Origin of the sequence: Candidatus Clostridium radicumherbarum (assembly GCF_045310525.1) — a bacterium.
In the GTDB taxonomy this organism is placed as follows: Bacteria; Bacillota; Clostridia; order Clostridiales; family Clostridiaceae; genus Clostridium_AT; species Clostridium_AT radicumherbarum.
Genome location: NZ_JBJHZY010000002.1, coordinates 548,102 through 569,114 on the forward strand (window position 1 = coordinate 548,102; position 21,013 = coordinate 569,114).

The window sequence follows — 21,013 nt, forward strand, 5'->3', positions numbered from 1 at the left end:
TTAATTAATTATTCATAACTTAAAATTCTCTATAAATTGTCATTCCAGCTATAGTATACTTCGTACCATCTTGGGTAATTGTTAAATTTGATAAAGATAATGAATCGCTTTTGAAAATAATTTTCTCGTTGCTTACAGTAAGGAATATTTCAAATACAGCATAACATGCTTTTTCTAAAATTATATTAAAGAAATTAGTTGAAACATTTACTATGGCAGAAATTATAAACATTATTATATTTTATATGGTATGAATCTCCAGACATAAACCCTACATAAAATAAAAGAGGTGAAATAAACCACCTCTAAATTTTAAGTTTCTGTAATATCATCTAAGCTGGTCATAGCATTGCTAGTTAATCAGCCTAACTTATTATAAAGGAATAGAATAGCTTCGTAAGGATCTGTACCGTATACTCTAGTAAAATAATATCTTTAAAAATCAAACAATGGCAAATAAGAAATTAGTCAATATCTTGCGTACAAACAAATTTCTTATTATATTTCTTTCTATAATAGAGTTTAGATATAAAATATATTAATAGAAGAGTTAGTAAATTTATAATATTCCACCCTACCATAATAAAGGATAATGTCTCATTTCGAGGTATATATAATATATTTCTAATAAGTAACAATGTAAGTGTACTTTTCCACCAAGAAATATTTGTAAAAAGTTCAGCAAATTTGATTAATATTATTCCTACAATTATGTTAAAAATAACAACCCCAAAATACCCATAATCTTGATATAATTCTGCTACATAGTTAGTACCAGCACCATATCCTGATAAATATGCAGTAGGACTTATCATGTATGTTATCGTATTAGCAAAACTTGTACCATTTAATGCCATTTCAATTGTTTGAGGTTTATATATCTGAAAATTAAATAATAATTTAGAAAATACATTGTTTTTTAAGAATAACATTATAGGATTTAAAGTATATAATCCATTATTAGGAATTTGATTTTTCATTTCCTTACCATAAGATATTATATTTACACTCAACCCTTGATTTTTCAAAAATTCTTCAATGGAGCTACCTGCACCTTGATATTGAAATGTCTGTTTATTTCTAATATAAGATAATGAATTCATTGCGATTGTAAAACAAGGTAGAATAACTAATAGTATCAAAACTGATCTTTTCTTTATCCAAATCTCATATTTCTTATCATCTAAAAAGTTTCTAATAACTATATAAATTAAAATTACTAATATATCTAATACAAATATATTTCTTTGACCTGAAAACAAACTAATTACTGAAGCAATTAATGATAGCAATATTGGAATAATAACTTCCTTTTTTCTAGGTTTTGTACATAAAAAGGCATAAAAAGAAACATTACACATATCATTAAATTTTATAAACAAATAAGGTAAATTACTTTGAAAATCAAGATAATATGATATATAGCTATGTTCCATAACAAATTTTACTCTTTCTAGTATAAAAAGCATTTTAAATGGAAATAAAACAAAGAAAAAAATTAAGCATACTCTCCTGACAACTAATAGCCAATTTACTTCTTCATAAATAATTATTTGATTAGTATACTTTTGCTTATTCCAAAATTCAATAATTAATACACCAACATTTATAAAAAATAGACTTAAATATAAAGTTAAAAGAGTATGCAAAATGATATCATCTGAAAACTCAAGTAGCCTAGTTCCATTTATAAAGTTTACAAACATCAAGCCAATTTCAAAAACAAAAAATGTACAATTAAAAGTAAAATATACTATTCTATCTTTAATATTTTCAATGCTATATATCATATTAGAAATGAATAGTGATAATATCGAAATTAATATTATATTTTCTATATTATAAACACTTCCAAGGATCACTAAATATATAGAAGCAAATATTAATAAATATCTTGTTGTTTTAAGAAGTTTTTTCATTAGTAACATTTTACTCCTCGGTTATAATTTTCGCATGATTTTTTCTGTAGTAAAGTCCAATCAAATTCTTTTGCTCTATTAATTAATTGATTTTTATCTACAAATATTTGATTGTTTAAATATTGAATAACTCTACTAGAAAAGCGTTCTTCAAAGTTAATATCTTCATTTACAATGAAATCATTATTATTGATGGCCTCTGGAATCCCACCCCTATCACTACCTATAACTGGAACGCCGCAAATATGAGCTTCCAAAACAACGCATGGCCATCCCTCATTTCTACTTGGAAGTATTAATAAATCAAGCTGGCTCATAATATCTGGTATTATTGAATAATTTACACTTCCATAAAACTTAACATTATAATGTTTTAATTCAACTTTTAACTGTTCTTCATATTTACCTGAACCTACAATAATAATCTCGATTTCTTTTTCATATCCATTAACTATATTGCTTATTATTTTTCCAAGTTTATCAGCTCTTTTAACATCAATAAGATTCCCAACAAAACCTATTTTTTTTATAGTATTATTAGTATTTTTCTTATGAACTCTAATAAATTTATCTATCCAAATTCCATTTGGTATAATCTCATAATTATTACCCTTATAACCGTACTTCTGTGCAGTATGTAATAGTTTTTTACTCACAAATTCGACCTCTGTAGCTTCGTGCAAGGTTCTAATTGCTTGATAGCGAATTTTTTTATTATTCAGGATGTAATTAACATCACTTCCATGACATGTTACAAAATAAGGCTTTTGACTCTTCAAACCAATTATTCTAGCTACACTTCCTGTTCTATGTAACCAATGAGCATGTATAATATCAAAATAGTAATTACTTTTAGAAACACTTTTAGCAATCTTCTTCGTAATATAAGAATCTCCTAAAATATAATTTACTATTTTAGTTATTATCCCGACTTTATAGTATACAACATTGTATTTTATATCATCTTGAACATATTCTTCTTCTCCATAATTTATGAAATCATATATATTATTACTTTTGAAAATATATTTTTTAAAAAGATGATAAATTGTAGTATCCTTTTGAATAATTGCAACCGGTATTACCTTTATTCCTAATTTATTCAATGCCTTTACTCTTTGTGTAATAAATATACCTCCATTATAATTTGAACTAACAGGATACATCGAAGTGAGATATAATACATTCATCATTTCTCTCCTAAATTCAATAGAATATTTTTAAAATATTTATACGAAATAGAAATATCGAAATTCTTTATTGCAAAATCTCGGGCTTGTTGTATTACCAACTCTTTATTATTGTCACTACTTTCTATATAATCAATAATTGATTTTGAAATACTTTTTTCATTTAATTCTACCAACTTACCAAATTGTTCTTTAACAATACACTTTGTATCACCTTTGTTAGAAGCCACTATATAACATCCACTTGAAATTGCTTCTAATAGTGACTGAGATGGATAATTTTCATTAATTTGAAGAGACATAAATATTCTTGAAAAAGGCAAAATATCTTTAGGGTTAATATATCCTTTCAACTCTACAATATCGGAAATATTCTTATCTTCTACATATTTAAGCAAGTTACTGAATTCTGGACCATTACCACACAAGTAAACTTTATATTTTCTTTCCCTTATTATTTCTTTGCATAACACAATACTCTCTAAAAAAAGTTTTGCATTTTTATCTTTTACTAGTCTTGAAACAAAAGAAATTATATTTTTCTTTTCATTAGGAATAAATTTGTTTAAGTCTGTAAAAGAATTAGGTGTTGTTGTAAATTTCTTATTTGGATATACTTTCCTTAACATCGGTACTTTTGAAGGATAAAGGACATCAATATGTTTAGATATCTTTATTGTGAAATTAAATACTAATTTTGCTATATAATTTTCAAATTCAAGTTCAGACAATTTTATAGATGCAATTATCATTAGTCTTTTAGTTCTTGTAACCATACTTATTAATAAGATGGGAAGATATAATAGACGAGAATCAGTAAAACATATTACCCTGTATTTTCTTTTAAAAATAATCTTAATAGCTTGCAGTACGTTCTTACAAACTACTACTTTTAAATAGCATTTATCAACATTACTTTTTATAAATTCTTCTACTATATTTCTATCACCGATAATTAACAAGTCAAAGTCTAACCCATCTTCTGCAATTTTATTAAACACTCTAAATAATCGTCTTTCCGCACCCCCATAATATTTAGATAAATAAAAGAAAAAAACATACATTTATTCAACACTCCTAAACTAAAGTCATTAACATTTTTATTATCTGATATACATCGTAGCTTGAGTTTGTCTTACTTTATTTAAACTAACTCTTTAGTTAAGTTCCACAGGAAACCTAAATTTATCAATTCTTACTACACATCTCCTAAATTCTATGGGTTTCTTGCCTTCTGTATATGTGATTCTTTCTGTTAAAAACAAAGGCGTGCCCATATTAACACCATATTACTCCACTAATTAATTTTCAGCTAGCAGCTGCTCATTAGGCTTGTACACCATATGTTAGTATTTCAACTATGATCTTATTCTTATATCACAATTTTAATCTCTTAACTAATTTTAAGAAATAGTAATCTGAATCACAGTATCTAATACAGCACCATTCTGCTTCCTGCTCTTTTATAAATCGTATGCGTAGTGAAATAATTTATATCAACGATGCATTTTAGACTATTTATCTGATATTATTTTTATATCATCTTCATGGTAAACACATATATCATTACCTGAATAAGCAATTATAATGTAACAAAATATGTTCTAAAAATATGATATTGATTTAATATTTTTTAATACACCATTATATTGATTATTTCGCATTTCAACTTGAGCAATGTAAACTAATTTTTTCATCAAATTATACTTCCATATTATGATATTTTTGCATGTATTAATAGCAGAAAGTTTTTTATTAAATCAATATAAATGACTAGCTTTCAGAAAAGACAGTAATGCTAGATCTCATTGAAATTTTTTTAATTTACCCTATGTATATTGCTATCTATAATCTGTTTTATTTCATTTGCTAGTTCTTCATATTTAAATGGATTAAAAAATCTTACTTTCTCATAATCATCCAATATTTCATGCGAAAATGCACAATCCGAACACAATATTGGAGTTCCATGCATTTTTGCTTCTGTTAACGGTAATGGTGAACTTTCAATATACGATGGAAATATCAATACAGATTCTGAATAATAATCATATACTTTTTCTCTTGATATATTTCCAATAAAGTCTATAGGTAATTTATGTAATTTTACCTGTTCAAATAAATCTGATATAACTTCATTTTCTCTTCCATCTAATGTTAATATAATCCTATAATTATCTATTCCTAATGCTTTCAGTTCTAAACAAGTATTAATAAAAATTTTATGATTTTTAAAATCAAAACCACTTGCAGGATAAAAAAAAGTAGATAAACTTTCTTTTGTATGTTTAAAATATTTCTTTACTTCAATATTAATTTTTGGTGGCATAACCTCTACCTTTTCTGATTTTATTTTTATCTTTTCTATACATGCTTTCTTCATCCATTCAGTTTGGACTATTACTTTGTTAGCTTTCTTCATCGAATAAAACATTATTTTACTCAATATATTTTGATATACCCAAAGTAGCCTGTTCTCAGTGAAAGTAAACCTATACTCTACAAACGGTAGCGAATTATGTACATAAACTTTTTGCTTAACTTTAGTATTGGGGATAATAACATTTTGTAATGAAAGTACTTCGTCTACTTTGTGCACTTGTATCAATTTAGGCGCAATAAAATTATCAAAATAAAGACGATGTAACCAGCTCTTTTTAATCCACGGATACCGCAGTACCTTTATGTTTTCCATTTCTCGTAACTTTGGCTTACTTACAATAAATATATACTCATTTTCTACGTCAGCTTTAAAATCATTGTAAAAATCATTTAATACCGATAAGGCACCAACTGTTTCAGCCGCTACATCAAAAACCATTATTTTCATGATTTCCTCCACACCATTCTATTAACAATTCCAGTATAGCTCTGAATAATTTTAACAACTTTAACACTTACATTCTCATCAACATAATTAGGTACATCTACACCTAAATCAATATTTCTATTCATGCCTACAGCCAAATCTACTGCTTGCAATACCTGCTCTTTTGTAATACTACCAATAATAAAATTTCCCTTATCTAATGCCTCTGGCCTTTCTGTACTAGTTCTTATAGATACTGCAGGAAATTTAAAATAGGATGCTTCCTCTGGTATAGTTCCACTATCTGATACTACACATAATGCATTAAGTTGTAATTTATTATAATCTGCAAACCCAAAAGGTTTTACACTTCTTACATTGGGATGAAACTTAAAATTACGTTGCTCTATAAACTTCTTACTCCTTGGATGAGTGCTGTATATAACAGGTATATTAAAATTTTCAGCCATTGAATTAACGGCATTCATCAATTCCAAAAAGTTTTCTTCAATATCAATATTTTCTTCACGATGTGCTGAAAGAAGAATATATTTCCCTTTTTCTAACCCTAAGGTTTCTAGTATTTTGCTACTTTTTATCTTTTCAATATTTGCTGTAAGAACCTCAGCCATAGGTGAACCAACCACATATGTTCTTTCTCTTGAAACGCCCTCATAATTTAGATATCGTCTTGCATGTTCTGTATAGCATAAATTTACATCGCTTGTATGATCAACAATTCTTCTATTAATTTCTTCCGGTAAATTCTCATCAAAACATCTATTACCTGCTTCCATATGGAATATTGGAATTTTCAATCTCTTAGCGGATATTACACTGAGACATGAGTTAGTATCCCCAAGTACAAGTATAGCATCTGGCTTTACTTCAGTTATTAATTCATAAGACTTAGATATAACATTTCCCATAGTTTGTCCAAGATTATCACCTACAATCCCAAGATAATAATCTGGAGCTCTAAGACCTAATTCTTCAAAAAATACTCCATTTAATGTGTAATCATAGTTTTGACCTGTATGTACCAATATATGTTCAAAGTATTTATCGCATTTCTTAATAATTTCTGATAATTTAATAATCTCTGGACGAGTCCCAACTATTGTCATCAATTTTAACTTACTCAACAATGTCACTCCTCTTTATTTAAAATAATGTGGATATAACTCTTTATGATTATAAATCCATTCTTTCATCTCTATAACCATTTGTTCATAACTAGGTACTTTGAATGAAAAACCTTTTCGATTATTAACAAGAGATTTATTTAAATTAACAGCATCACTTGGTGAAATAATAATATTCCCATCCCTTAAATGTTGATTAAATAAACCAAGCAAATCAAATTTGCTTATGTTTTCGTTATTTACAAGATTATATATACCTTTTAGATTTTCTAATGCAGCTCTTTCCATAGCTTTAGCTAGTGATAAAGTTGTAACTCCTGTCCATATAGCTTTCGAATATCCATTTATATTGCCATTTTGCTTCATAAACCAGTTAAATAGTCCTATCCCATTTTCTTTCATATCAGGGCCAACAATTGAATTTCTAAAGGTTAAGTTTTTATTATCTTTTATTTCCCCCAATGCCTTAGTCCTATCATAAAGAGAATCACCATCTGGGAAACTATCCTCATTATAAGTACCATCCTTACCAGAAAATACACAATCTGTACTCATGTGAATTAATTTAGATTTTGTTTCATTAAGTAAGTCCGCAATTAAGTGTGGTAAATAGCTATTAAGATATACGGCTTTTGATGGAGCTCTATCACACTCTTGGTTTAATACACCAATACAATTAATAACCACATCATAGTCTACTTTTTTCAACATTGATGTTATAAAAGCCTTATCCATAGCATCTCCAGTTATATTATTGCAGTAAAGAAAAGGATCTCTTGAAAAAGTTGTTACATCATGACCTTGTTCATGTAAATATATTGAAATAGTATGCCCTGCCATACCAGTAGCACCTAATATAAGAAATTTCATCTATTATTCCTACCTTTCACTTATCTTATTAAAATTCTTCTTTAGTAATAGCAGCTTCTTTCATAGAATGCCACATCTCTAATTCTTGTCTTATATATTCAAGTTCTAATAATTTTTCTTTAATCTGTTCAATATTTAAAATCCTTGTGTTATGTGAATTATATTCTTTCTCTATCGATAAGTTTTCATTTCCTATTTCAAAGTACTTATCATAGTTCAAATCTCTTTTATCAGCTGGAACCCTAAAGAACCTTCCCATATCTTCTGCATGAAGATATTCTTCTCTTGTTAATAAGGTTTCATAAAGCTTTTCTCCATGACGAGTACCTATTATCTTAATTTCATTATCTGAATTAAATAATTCCTTTATTGCTTCTGCTAAATCTCCAATTGTTGAAGCAGGTGACTTTTGAACCATGATATCCCCAGACTCGGCATTTTGAAATGCAAATATTACAAGCTCTACTGCATCATCTAAACTCATTAAAAATCTAGTCATATCTGGATTTGTCACAGTTAGTGGTTGTCTATTTTTTATTTGCTCTACAAAAAGTGGAATAACTGAACCACGAGATGCCATAACGTTACCATACCTTGTACCACAAATTACAGTTTTGTTTGGAGATACAGTTCTTGACTTAGCTACAAATACCTTTTCCATCATGGCTTTTGATATTCCCATTGCATTTATTGGATAAGCTGCTTTATCAGTTGACAAACATATTACTTTTTTTACACCATATTCTATAGCAGCTGTAATTACATTATCCGTTCCAAGTATATTTGTTCTAACAGCTTCAAGTGGAAAGAATTCACAGGAAGGAACTTGTTTTAATGCAGCTGCATGAAATATATAATCTACTCCGTGCATAGCATTTTTTATAGAAGCTAAATCCCTTACATCACCAATATAAAATTTGATTTTATCATTTTTATACAGTTTTCTCATATCATCTTGTTTTTTTTCATCTCTAGAAAAAATACGAATTTCTCCAATATCTGTATTTAAAAAACGGTTAAGTACTGCATTTCCAAAACTTCCAGTACCACCTGTTATTAGCAAAGTTTTCCCCTTAAACATATCTATCTAGCCTCCACCAACATATTCAACTCATTTTGAAGTTTTATTATATACTTTTCTTTGGTGAAATGATTAATAAAATATCTTCTACCATTTTCGCCACATTCCTTATATTTATAAGAATTATCTATAAAGTCTTTCATAGCCTCTGCCAAAGCTTTATAATCACTAGCATTAACGCAAACACCACATTTGGACTCATTAATAACATCTTGAGCAGCACCATTAATTGCTCCTATTACTGCTTTCCCTGCTGCCATATAACCCTGTAACTTTGAAGGCATTGTTAAACCAACCATATTATCTGCCTTTAAAGTTAAAAGGCATACATCTGCTAACTTGTAAAATTCAGGCATCTCATTTAATGGATGCCTTCCATGAAAAACAACAATATTCTCAAGTCCCTTATTTTTAACAATTGACTTGCTAGTTTCCAAATAAGATCCATCGCCTACAAAATGTACTTTAAACTTAGGTATATGCTTGATTTTTTCAGTTGCATCTAAGATACACTTAATATCCTGAGCTATTCCAATATTCCCCATAAATACAAAGTCAGTTATATCATCACTTGGTGCAAAATCCATCTTTAGATAAATATCTTCAGCATGCTGAGGAATATATGAAATCCTATTAATTGGTATTGAGTGTACTTGATTGAAATACTTAATAAAAGGTTTTGAAGTAACAGTTATAGCATCGCACTTAGAATAAAGATATCTACTGAATTTCTTAACCATTCTATAAACAAAATTGTTTTCATCTGATATAATGTTTTTTATTGATTCAGGCCAAATATCACAGCAATATAAATATAATGGCTTCATTGAACGTTTTTTCATAATTACTGCTGGGAGTACCATTGTCACAGGGGAAAGTTGATATGCAAATAAAATATCAAAATCCTTTTTTAAAAATAATGCTCTTAAAGAAGCTGATAGCATATAACTCATATAATTTAATGCCATCCCAACAGCACCTTTTCTTCTACCTATTTCAAAACAACGGAATATTTCAACTCCATTAATATTTTCTTTTCTCTTTCTACACCATCTATATTCATCTGGAATATTTCCAGCTGGATAGTTTGGTAAGCCTGTCAGTACAGTCACTGAATGACCATTTTGCACCAATTGTTCACATATATCATTGATTCTAAATTGTTCTGGAAAGTAATACTGACATACAACTAATATCTTCATTAAATGTAGACTCCCACATATTATTTTTTATTTATTAAATAATCTTCAACTTCTATTTTTAGTCCCTCTTCAAATAGTATGGGTCTATATCCAAAGTCTCTTTCAGCTGCATCATGAGGGAAACTTCTGTCTTCTCCCATTCTCTGAATTTTTTCTATATAATCTACTTTGCCAAATGTACATACCTTAAGAAATCTTCCCATAAAGACTCCTAGCCTTAAAGGTATACTAATAAATGTTGTCTTCTTATTTAAGTTTTTACTAATTAATTTAAACATTTCTAGCATTGAGATTGGTCTTTTACCAGATAAAATATAATCTCCACTCATAATTTCTGAATTGCTTAATACCTGATAATAAGCTTTTCCAAGATCTTTTCCGTTCACTGGTTGTAATAAATTCTTTCCATGTGAAATAACTGGAAAAAGTCTAAGCTTATCAACCATCTTTATAAATACAATCATATTTCTATCATTTAAATAGCCATATATCATTGTTGGTCTTAAGTAAATAAGTCCTATTTGGGAATTGTTCTCTTTAATAATTTCTTGTATCTTCATTTCAATATTCTTATACTCTTCAGATGCACTTTTATACTTAGAATAAATTCCAGTCGTATGAATAAATATTGCTCTTTTGACATTGTTTAATACTGCTGATTTCATCACAACAATTGAGTAAAAAATTGAACCTATATGAACTACCGTGTCTACTCCTACCATCGCTCTGTTCATAAGCTCCTGGTCAGTTAAGTCTCCAATAATCTTCTCTATTCTAAGTCCACTACTATCTAACATTGAGGTATCAGATGTGTCTCTAACGATGCAGCGGATATTATCTTCATATTTATTTTTTATAAGTTCTTGCAGAAAGTATTTTCCGCTATATCCCGTAATTCCTGTAATTAATAACATCTTTTCACCTCATCCCATAATAATTTCTATTTCACATTACAAATGGTAGCCTCTCAACTACCACTTACCCCTACATACTCGCTTTTTTATCCTCAACAATTCGTTTTTTTCCACCCTCTAAAATTCCATCAGCTTTTAAAACTTTAAACACAGTTTTAACTAATATCTTAAAATCAAATAAAATTGATCTATTTTTCAAATATTCTACATCAAAATATGTCTTAATTTCATCACTTAATTTATCTCTTCCATTTACCTGAGCCCAGCCAGTAACTCCTGGAAGCAATCTATGTACTCCTGTCTTTGTTCTAAGTACTTTCAATTCATATTGATTAAAAAGTGCTGGTCTAGGGCCAACAAAGGTCATGTCCCCTTTTAAAATATTTATTAATTGTGGCAGTTCATCTAGGCTTGATTTTCTTAATATCTTTCCAAAGAATGTAATATAACCCTTTGTAGTATCAAACTTTTCAGTTGCCACATTGGGCGTGCCTACCTTCATGGTTCTAAACTTATAAAATTTAAATAGTACATTATCCTTGCCGATCCTCATTTGGGTAAAAAATACTGGACCCTTTGAATCCAATTTAATTATTAATCCGATTATTAAAAAAACTGGAGATAAGACAATCAATAAACTTAAACTTGATACAATATCAAGAACCCTCCTCATAAATTTTCCTTCCCCCCAATTAAATTATGTCTTTAATCCTTATGACATTGCTGATTAAGCTTCATTTTTTATTAGCATTAGTTTATTAACTAAGCTCCACAGAAAACCTAAATTTATCGCTTCTTACTACGCATCTTCTAAATTCTATAGGCTTCCTGCCTTCTGTATATGTAATTCTTTCCGTCAAAAATAAAGGCGTACCTGTATCCACCTTAAGCAACTCTGAACTATATTCATCAGCTATTACAGGATCAAAATATTCTGTAGCCTTTACAAGCTTTATGTTATATTTATCTTCCAGTAAATTGTAAATAGCACATTTATCCATATCAGAAGCTGTAAGTCCCGGAACGATATTCATTGGTAAGTAAGAGGCTTGTATTACTACTGGTATATCATTTATTTTTCTAAGAATTTTTATTACAATTACTTGTTCATTAGACATTAACTGAAGGTGTTTTCCGATTGTTTCATCGCAAAGCTCAGTGTGAACCTCAATAAGTTCACTTTTTATTTCATGGCCCTCTTCATTAAAGTCTCTGGCAAGGCTATATATTTTGTCTAAGTTTTGTATAAGCTTTGGCGGATTAACATAGGAGCCCTTGCCTTTTTCTGTTCTAATTCTGCCTTCATCCTTTAACTTCTTAATGGAATTTCTAATAGTTACTCTTGTAACCCCATATTCCTCTACTAATTCATTTTCTGAAGGCAGCAGATCATTAGGTTTGTACACCATTGCCTCGATTTTATTTACCAGCTCATAATAAATTTGCAAATAATAGGGCATGAAGCTTTTCCTATTTAACAATTCATTCACCTCTAATGTATACTTGTCTATACAAGAGTATACCATTTTTAAGCATATCATTCTACATATTATTGACAATTTATTAGTTTTATTGGCTACTATTGAAAAAACTAGTTATTTCAACATAATTTTCTTACCGGCATATGTATAATATATCAAATTTTTCTGTATTTCACAAATATTTTGATTGTCAATTTATCACAAAATATAACACTTTACGTCAAGTTTTTGTTACTTTCATAAAAAATCCCTATATAAAACATATAGTTTGTATATATGCCATAAAAACATTTTAAATATGAAAAAAGAAAGCTGTGGCTTTCTTTTTAATCAAACTTTATTGTATTATATTCTTCCATATAAATCCATTGAGCTTACTTTATGTAAATTATAATTTCTAAATAGGGTTTGTCCTCATTTTATATAATAGTTTCTCCAAAATCTTATTCTTAAATCTAATTGCCTGTATATAGCTTAATCCTTTCTTCTCAGCATAGGTTTTTACTGTTGCATTACAGAAATATACCATTATGACAAATTCTAACTCAGCTTCTGAAAGTGAAGCTATTGCGCTTTTAAGTCTTTTATTAACTTCAAGTTTTATTAGTTTTTCTTCTATATTCTCTGTAGAAGCTATACATTCTACATATTCACTGCTTTCAAAATCATCATTTTGGACAGGTGCATTAAGGCTATATTCCTCCGAGTATTTATTATTTTGCCTAGCTGCATATCTAAAAGCATTTTTAATTGCATTAAAAGCATAGGAACTAAAGGTGTGAGAGCCTATCTTATATTTTTCTGCACAGTTTATTAAGGTTATATAGCCAATTTGAGCAAGATCATATACGTCAAAGCCTTTAATATTGTAATCCTTGGCGGTCTTAAAAATAAAAGGCTTATACTGCTCAATAAGCTCCAGTAGAGCCTCTGTATTTCCAGTCTTTGCTTTAATAACACAAGTTTCGATTTCGTGATGATTCATTAGTATATCCCCCTATTAAAATTTTAATATAACTATTCATATTTATTTCTACTAAATTCTCATTCTTTTCCCCATTAAACAAAGCTTTCATTTTTCACCTCATTTCTGTTTTTCCTCACACTGTATTACTTTATATTACATATATGGAAATATTTATACTTTCCATGTAATGTATATTATAATGTCCAAATTTATCCTTTGTCAATAACTTTTATTAATTATTATTTTAGTTCATTTTTTATTCATATATTTTAGTTTATTATTAATGCAAACCATTAATATATCTGAATTGATTTCATAGCCAGTATATTCCGTAATGCATTAAATAAGATTTTATGTTAAATAGATTCCATATAAGTAACATTTACATTATTTGGAAAAAGTTAAATATTGTGCTGTCTGAATACTTCATAAAACCTCAAATTATCTTATTAAATGTCTAAAAATATAGGTATACTTAATAATATGCGAAATTTACAAAGTTTTACAGATTTCTAAAATGTTATATTTTTAATTTTATTATGCCTATCTTTAATATTAATTGTTCTAAAAAACATTAATACAAAATATCTATAGTAATGATAAATGGTCATCCATTATTCGAAATGATAATGAGGGGGTTTTTAAATGAGGTTTAACAAAAAAGTGCTGGCTTTAATGCTGGCTGTTACTACTGTGGCTACACTCGCAGGTATCAAGAAGCCTGTAATAGCTAAGACAGCTTCAGACAGCTGGAACGCTGCTAGATACGGAGATACAATGGATATAGGTCCAAAGCTCCGTGCTATGGATTCTAGTGCAGATGCACAAGCAAAGTTTGATGAACAGCTTAAACAATCTGCAGCAGAAATTAAGGCAAATGGAGTAACTACAAAAGCTGCTGCTGTTAATGGCAATAGTGCTGCTGCCCTTGGAACACAAATGACTTTCCCTGCAAATAACTCTGCAACAGGTAAGGTTTATCTTAAGACCTTTACCTTGAAATCTATTGGAGACAAATGTGAAGTTTGGGTTGCAAATAACATAGCATATCCAGTTGGAGATACTAGACCAACTCCTGTTATTACTCAAGAGCAGGTGGATAAGGTTCGCGACACCTTTGATAACGATATTTATCAAAAGGATACAGAATTCTTTGGAACTCCTGATTCACATACTGGTGTAAATGCCACACTTCCAGGTCTTGCTGGACTTCCAAAGGATTATTACAAGCCGATAGATGGCACTGAAAGGGTAATAATTCTTGTTGATAATGTAAGAGATGAAAATTATTATGATCCCACCTATCCATTTTTTGTTGCAGGCTTTTATTGGGGAACTATTGAAAAATATACAGACAGAAATATTATAACTATTGATACTAACAATTGGGCAACTAGACTTGATAATACGTTCCTACCTACTCTTGCTCATGAATTCCAGCATCTTATTCATGCAGATAACGATCCTGCAGAAGAAACCTGGATAAATGAAGGTATGGCAGACTTTGCAGAATATCTCTGCGGCTTTGGACAGCCAATGGGTCATATAAACTACTTCCTAGATCATCCAGAAAATTCACTGGTAAGCTGGGATGAGTACTACAGCTATCCAACTGGTCCAGAAACCTTAGCAGACTACGGTCAAGCATATTTGCTTCAATTATATTTAAATGACCACTTTGGTAAGAATTTTATTCAGAGCTTGGCAAAAGACAAGGATCATGGAATTGCAAGTGTAAATAAAATATTGAAACAATACAATACAGGAATCGATTTTAACGAACTCTTCAGAAGATTTACTGTAGCACTTTCAGTAGACAGCAAGAATCCTGGAAATGGTATTTATAACTTTGACAGTATTGATCTTAAAGTAAACTATGACAGCGCCTTAAAATATGAAAAACCTGGTGTACCTGCTTGGGGAGCAGATTATATTAAACTTAATGATACCAAGAACATAAAGGATATTAAATTTAATGGAATAGATTTTCTTGGAGTTCCTTGGAAGGTTGCAGATGATCCTTCTAGTGCCGGAAGCAAGGTGCTTTGGGGTAATGTAGGAGATGAAATGGATAATAAACTAATCTTTTCTGCAGATCTAACAGGGAAACAAGCAGCTACCTTAAAATTTGATACTAAATACGATATAGAAGAACAATGGGACTTTGGTGCAGTACAAGTTTCAACAGATAACGGTGCAACTTGGAAGAGTCTAAGTAATGAAAATACTAGATCTGATGTGGTAGATGAAGGCTATCCAACTATCAAAGCAAATATGCCAGGGCTTACAGGTGTTGCAAAAGACTGGACTACTGAAACCTTTGATCTTACTCCATACGCTGGAAAGAAAATTTATATCAGCTTTAGATATATGACAGATTGGGGAAGCAACGGAAACGGCATCTTCAAAAATCCAGGCTGGTATATTAAAAATATAGCAATACCTGAAATTGGTTATACAAATAACGGAAGCAGCCTAAGCGGTTTTGAAAGCTTAGATAAGGTATTAGGCAGACATGTAGATTATATGGTAACCTTTGTTAATGAAAAGTATACAAACAAGGGAACCGAGCCTCAGCATTATCAGGTAAAAACTCTTAACCCAATTAATGTTACTGAGCAGGATGCTGCTGAAATTCAGAGCTTCCTAAGCAGTGGAAATAACTATATGCTGGTTTGGTATGCTGCACCTATTGGTGTAACTTCGCCTGTAGATTATAGTTATGAATTAATTCAAAAAAATAAATTTGTGAAAGTTAAGTAAGCTAATAAAATTATACCCTAGATATATAATTTTTCTATTAAATAAAAACATGAAGTTAGTACATAAACTGTACTAACTTCATGTTTTATTTGCTACTTTAATTTCAATTCTTCAACCATTAGCCTGGTTTCCTTTAAGTATCTATCAACCCTTGAAAAATCGTTTTTTGCTACTCCAATAAATAGTATATCAACCAGTGTTAGCTGAGCTATTCTAGATGATATTGCCCCGATTCTCAAATCCTTTTCAATACTAGGAACCTTAAAATTAATATCTGCAACTTCGCTTATGGGGTTTGTTCCGTATTTTGTTATAGAAATACATTTTGCCCCTTTTTCTTTTGCTTTTGATATGGCTTTATAAACTTCTTTCGTCTTGCCGGTGAAAGAGATTGCTATAGCTACATCCTTAGGTTCGATAAGTGCTGCCATTGACAGCTGCATATGGCTGTCAAGATGCATATGAGCGTTTCTATTTATTCTTAAAAGCTTTGATTGAAAATCCATTGCTGTTAGTGCAGAAGACCCTAATCCAAAAAGGTATATATTTTTCGCCTTTTGTATAGCTGCCACTGCTTCTTTAACTTCTTTTTCATCTAACAATTCAAGTGTGTCTTCTATTGATTTTATATTTTTCCTACCTGTTTTAATAATAACCTCTTTAATGGTATCTTTCGTATCTATATAATCATAATCAACTTCTTCATTTCTTTCTTGAACATCATCTTTCGCAAGAGCAATCTTAAACTCTGGAAAACCCTTAAATCCTATTTTACGAACAAATCTTATGACGCTTGCTCCACTTGTTCCTGTTAGCGAAGCCAGTTCATAGGCTGAAAGCTGATATATTTTGCTAGTATTATTTAAGATATATTCAGCAATTTTCTTTTCTGATTCAGTCATATTTTCATAACTCTGCTTAATTATTAGTGAACAATTCATATTCTCTCTCCTTTAAATTTAAACCTACCCTCATCTCCAATTTATTTAGCAGAAAGATTCCTCTTGTTTTATCCTCCTAATAACGTCTTTAACTTTCAGTGCAAAGAGATGTTCGAACTTATTTCAGTCCCTAGATACTTAAGGTTTTTTCTTCATTTATTATAGTAAATTAATTATAATTATATCATATTTTGCCTCTGAAATATAAAGCTATGTAAATAACTTTTAAATATATAAAGTCTCCCAATAAGGAAGACTTAAAGGTTTACACTCAATATGTAAAATATTAGATCTTAATACTTTATATTTTCCAAAGCTTTTGATATAAAGCCTTTATTAATAGAAAGCAGCTTAGAAGCTTCTTCTTTCGAAAGTCCAGATTTAATAATCATAATGGTAAGCTTTACATTTAATTCATTTTCTGTTAAAACCCTCTCAGCTTCTTCTCTACCTGCACCAGTTGCCTCAATTACAAGCCTTATGGCTCTTTCTACTAGTTTTTCATTACTTGCCTTTACATCTACCATAAGATTATTGTACACCTTGCCGAGCTTTATCATAGAACCAGTAGTAAGCATATTAAGTACCATTTTTTGTGCTGTGCCTGATTTCATTCTTGTGGATCCGGATACTACTTCTGGACCAACCACAGGAGCTATAGAAATTTTCGCTATTTTTGATATTTCAGAGTCCGGATTGCAGGTTACACCTATTGTAACTGCTCCAACACTATTAGCATAATTAAGTCCTCCAATGACATAGGGTGTTCTGCCGCTAGCTGCTAGTCCAACTACTACATCCTTCTTAGTGAACTCAATGTTTGTTAAATCCTCTTTGCAAAGCTCTAGGTTATCCTCTGCTCCTTCTTTTGCTTTAAAAATTGCTTCCTTTCCTCCTGCAATTATGCCATGTACCATTTCATATGAAACACCATAAGTTGGTGGGCATTCTACTGCATCAAGTATTCCTAATCTTCCGCTAGTACCTGCTCCTACATATATGAGCCTGCCCCCATTTTCAAAGGCTTGTACTATAGCGTCAACAGCCTCTGCTATTTTGGGTAACTCATTTTCTACTGCGAAGGCAACCTTTTTATCCTCAGTATTTATCATTGCTACCATTTCCAGAGTTGAAACCTTGTCTATATTACTGGTAGATTGATTAACCTTTTCAGTAACTAGGTTATCTAAATTAGTCCTTTTCATTTTGCCACCTCTATATAATTTAATGTTGCAAATATATTTAATCTTACAAATATATTAACATTTCTGAAATTCCATTTCAATATATTTTAATTATATATAAATTTAATTTCACTAATTGTTCTTAAAATATACCTTTAAAATTTGTAACTTAATTTGGTTCTAGTTGTGTTTAATTTTTCCTTCTATTTCTTTTAGTACCTCTTTTTCATAATACATAACTATATAGCATATCAGACTAGACAAAATAAATGCGGTAAAGACACTAATCAAATTCATCAAAAGATACTCCAAAATAAGTACGGATATTATAAGTATAGTTATCTTAAAATTCTTAACTGAGTAATAAATAGAAAGCTTAACTGCATCTTTTAAGCTTATGTAAAATCGGGATATTATAGGAAACACGTACAGGCTAATGATTATTGGAATAAATAAACTTGTAAATAATAAAGGCCTCATAATTGTACTTGTACTATTACTTGATCTTATGATAGATAAATCATGGGATACAAAGGCTAGAAGCATTGATAAAACAAGGGATATACTTAAAGCTTGCAGAAAGTTGTTTTTATAGTCTCTAAAGTAATCTTTTACTATAGCAATCTCCTTCTCCCTAATCAATCTTCCCATGACACTTAATAAGGCAGTAACGGCGGGGCCTTCTAAGGAGAGAGAAATTACAAAAAATATTATTCCATCAGTAAAAAGGTTATCCCCATAAACTAGTACTGTTAAAATTAAAAAAATACTACATATTGAAAATAAAAAAGCACCCGCAATAAAATACCAAATATAACCTGTAATAGTATAAAGTTTGTTATCAATAAAATCTTCTTTTGCCATACAATGCACCTCTCTATATAAACATGATTTAATTATAATATAAGTTTTTAAAAAATACAGAAAATTTAATGAAATTTTCTTACAAGATTTAAATAAATTATTGAAAAAAAGATTTAGAAGGTATATTATTATACTATAATGAAATTTTAGAAAAGTCGCTCAAGTTCGTATAATATAAAACGTTGACATTGACCTAAATGTTTACGTTTTCAATTATAAAATAATAAAAATAGAGGGGGATATTATGAAAAACGTGAAGAAAATCATGGCATTGGCAATGTGTTCTGCAATCGTTGCTTCTACTTTTGTAGGATGCCAGAGCAAAACTAACCAAACTTCAGCAGGAAGCTCAACTAAAGAAGACACTATTACAGCTCTTCTTCCACCAGTTTCTCCAAATTATCAAAAGAACTTTTCTCAGATGGAAGCTGATTTCCATGCTAAGTATCCAAACCTAACGCTTAAAATTGAGTCCGCAAGCTGGGAAGATATGACCCAAAAGCTGGATGTTCAAGTTAACGCTGGCACTCCTCCAGATATTGCATTTATTGGATCAGATGGTATATCTAAATATGTTCAAACAGGTGAACTTGTTGATATAAGCAAGTATGCCACCACTGATATGATTAATGACTTTGAACCTGGTCCTTTAGCCTATATGAAAAATGGGAAAGGGCTTTACGGCTTCCCAGCATATATGGAAATTCACGCTTTAGGAGGAAATAAACAGTACTTAGAGGCTGCAGGAATAGATTGGAAGTCCATTCAGAAAAATGGCTGGACCTTTGATCAATTCAGAGAAGCTATTAAAAAAGGTGTAGTAAAGAGCGGCAGCAAAACCTCCCGTTATGGTTTTGTATTTGCATGTTCTGGAGTTGCAGCAAAAGACTATTTAAACATACTAGTAAAAGAAGCTGGAATGCCATCTCCATTTACTAAAGATTTGAAATATGCTTATACCAGCAAGAATTACTTACAGGTTCTACAGGGAATAAGAACATTAATAGATGATGGTTCAATGCCAAAGGAATTAAGCTCAGTTACAGCAGGTATGCGTTGGAACATGTTCTTAACTGGTCAAACAATGATTACTGGTAAAGGACTTGCTGTATTTGAAAACTCTGCTAATACAAATAATAAGAAACTTGATGCCAAAGACACAAGTGCTGTAAAAGACAGTATCAAGGTAGATTATGTAGTTCTTCCAGTTCCTACTTTTGGAGATAATAAGCAGCAGGCTTCACCAGCAGTAGATGGATATGTAGCATTTCAGGGCAAGAAAGCTCCAACTGAGGAACATTTACAAAACGTAGCTAAAGCAGCTTACTTCTTGTCATCAGGCAAGGTTGCAGCACAAACAAATAATGACTTATTTGTAGCTCAAATTACTAAGAGTTCTGCAGAAGCTGCAAAGAGCATGACAGTTGCTAGAAGTGCAGAGAATGCTGCTGCAGTAGAAACTTTATTAAAACAAGCTGTAGAAGCTCGTCCTGACATTCCTTCAGAGTTAGGTGATAAGAATATACAAATTGAAAACACAGTTATAGTTCCAAAATTCCAAGCACTGCTTGCAGGAGAGATTACGCCACAGCAAATGTATGATGCAGTTAAAGCTGCAGCAGTTCAAGCATTTGGTGATAACGGCATAGTTAAGGACTAACAAATTTTAATATATCTCACCTA

19 protein-coding genes are annotated in these 21,013 nt (G+C 30.1%); 2 read left to right on the forward strand and 17 right to left on the reverse strand.

Annotated features, from left to right (window positions below):
- Positions 1–19: 19 nt before the first annotated feature.
- The 14 genes from ACJDUH_RS12370 to ACJDUH_RS12435 form a co-directional block, all read right to left on the reverse strand.
- Positions 20–232 carry a hypothetical protein gene (locus ACJDUH_RS12370; RefSeq protein ID WP_406765510.1) on the reverse strand — a complete coding sequence of 71 codons (213 nt, stop codon included), beginning with the start codon at positions 230–232 and terminating at the stop codon, positions 20–22.
- 232 nt (positions 233–464) lie between these two features.
- Positions 465–1,919 (reverse strand): O-antigen polysaccharide polymerase Wzy family protein, encoded by a 1,455-nt coding sequence (locus ACJDUH_RS12375; protein ID WP_406765511.1) that lies wholly within the window; start codon positions 1,917–1,919, stop codon positions 465–467.
- Positions 1,919–3,109: a glycosyltransferase gene (locus ACJDUH_RS12380; RefSeq protein WP_406765512.1), complete on the reverse strand. Its 1,191-nt coding sequence runs from the start codon at positions 3,107–3,109 to the stop codon at positions 1,919–1,921. Before ACJDUH_RS12380 ends, ACJDUH_RS12375 begins: the two co-directional genes overlap by 1 nt.
- Positions 3,109–4,110 carry a glycosyltransferase gene (locus ACJDUH_RS12385; protein ID WP_406765513.1) on the reverse strand — a complete coding sequence of 334 codons (1,002 nt, stop codon included), beginning with the start codon at positions 4,108–4,110 and terminating at the stop codon, positions 3,109–3,111. The genes ACJDUH_RS12380 and ACJDUH_RS12385 overlap by 1 nt, the downstream gene beginning before the upstream one ends.
- 156 nt (positions 4,111–4,266) lie before the next feature.
- Positions 4,267–4,386, reverse strand: a complete 120-nt coding sequence (locus ACJDUH_RS12390; protein WP_406765514.1) for a hypothetical protein — start codon at positions 4,384–4,386, stop codon at positions 4,267–4,269.
- Positions 4,387–4,928: 542 nt separating this feature from the next.
- A complete protein-coding gene (locus ACJDUH_RS12395; protein ID WP_406765515.1) occupies positions 4,929–5,939 on the reverse strand; it encodes a glycosyltransferase in 1,011 nt (336 codons plus the stop codon).
- Positions 5,936–7,063, reverse strand: a complete 1,128-nt coding sequence (gene wecB, locus ACJDUH_RS12400) for a non-hydrolyzing UDP-N-acetylglucosamine 2-epimerase (RefSeq protein ID WP_406765516.1) — start codon at positions 7,061–7,063, stop codon at positions 5,936–5,938. The genes ACJDUH_RS12395 and wecB overlap by 4 nt, the downstream gene beginning before the upstream one ends.
- A gap of 15 nt (positions 7,064–7,078) precedes the next feature.
- Entirely contained in the window at positions 7,079–7,933 is an 855-nt protein-coding gene (locus tag ACJDUH_RS12405; RefSeq protein ID WP_406765517.1) for an SDR family oxidoreductase, read from the reverse strand.
- Positions 7,934–7,961: 28 nt separating this feature from the next.
- On the reverse strand, positions 7,962–9,014 hold the full coding sequence (locus ACJDUH_RS12410) for a polysaccharide biosynthesis protein (RefSeq protein WP_406765518.1): 1,053 nt from the start codon (positions 9,012–9,014) through the stop codon (positions 7,962–7,964).
- 2 nt (positions 9,015–9,016) lie between these two features.
- Positions 9,017–10,216 carry a glycosyltransferase family 4 protein gene (locus ACJDUH_RS12415; RefSeq protein ID WP_406765519.1) on the reverse strand — a complete coding sequence of 400 codons (1,200 nt, stop codon included), beginning with the start codon at positions 10,214–10,216 and terminating at the stop codon, positions 9,017–9,019.
- 20 nt (positions 10,217–10,236) lie between these two features.
- Positions 10,237–11,130 carry an NAD-dependent epimerase/dehydratase family protein gene (locus tag ACJDUH_RS12420; protein WP_406765520.1) on the reverse strand — a complete coding sequence of 298 codons (894 nt, stop codon included), beginning with the start codon at positions 11,128–11,130 and terminating at the stop codon, positions 10,237–10,239.
- A 70-nt stretch (positions 11,131–11,200) separates the two neighbouring features.
- Positions 11,201–11,803, reverse strand: coding sequence for a sugar transferase (locus ACJDUH_RS12425; RefSeq protein WP_406765521.1), 603 nt, complete (start codon positions 11,801–11,803; stop codon positions 11,201–11,203).
- A gap of 85 nt (positions 11,804–11,888) precedes the next feature.
- Positions 11,889–12,611 (reverse strand): GntR family transcriptional regulator, encoded by a 723-nt coding sequence (locus ACJDUH_RS12430; protein WP_406765522.1) that lies wholly within the window; start codon positions 12,609–12,611, stop codon positions 11,889–11,891.
- A 397-nt stretch (positions 12,612–13,008) separates the two neighbouring features.
- A complete protein-coding gene (locus ACJDUH_RS12435) occupies positions 13,009–13,596 on the reverse strand; it encodes a sigma-70 family RNA polymerase sigma factor (RefSeq protein ID WP_406765523.1) in 588 nt (195 codons plus the stop codon).
- A 627-nt stretch (positions 13,597–14,223) separates the two neighbouring features.
- Between ACJDUH_RS12435 and ACJDUH_RS12440 the strand changes: the two genes are divergently transcribed.
- Positions 14,224–16,341 carry a choice-of-anchor J domain-containing protein gene (locus ACJDUH_RS12440; protein WP_406765524.1) on the forward strand — a complete coding sequence of 706 codons (2,118 nt, stop codon included), beginning with the start codon at positions 14,224–14,226 and terminating at the stop codon, positions 16,339–16,341.
- Between the two features lie 92 nt (positions 16,342–16,433).
- Here ACJDUH_RS12440 and ACJDUH_RS12445 read toward each other — a convergent pair whose 3' ends face one another.
- The 3 genes from ACJDUH_RS12445 to ACJDUH_RS12455 form a co-directional block, all read right to left on the reverse strand.
- Entirely contained in the window at positions 16,434–17,282 is an 849-nt protein-coding gene (locus ACJDUH_RS12445) for a MurR/RpiR family transcriptional regulator (protein WP_406765525.1), read from the reverse strand.
- Between the two features lie 293 nt (positions 17,283–17,575).
- Entirely contained in the window at positions 17,576–18,487 is a 912-nt protein-coding gene (gene murQ / locus ACJDUH_RS12450; RefSeq protein WP_406765526.1) for an N-acetylmuramic acid 6-phosphate etherase, read from the reverse strand.
- 159 nt (positions 18,488–18,646) lie between these two features.
- Complete coding sequence (locus ACJDUH_RS12455) at positions 18,647–19,330, reverse strand: DUF624 domain-containing protein (protein WP_406765527.1); 684 nt, start codon at positions 19,328–19,330, stop codon at positions 18,647–18,649.
- 244 nt (positions 19,331–19,574) lie between these two features.
- On the opposite strand from ACJDUH_RS12455, the gene ACJDUH_RS12460 reads away from it, so the two are divergent.
- Complete coding sequence (locus tag ACJDUH_RS12460) at positions 19,575–20,990, forward strand: ABC transporter substrate-binding protein (protein WP_406765528.1); 1,416 nt, start codon at positions 19,575–19,577, stop codon at positions 20,988–20,990.
- The last annotated feature ends 23 nt before the right edge of the window (positions 20,991–21,013 follow it).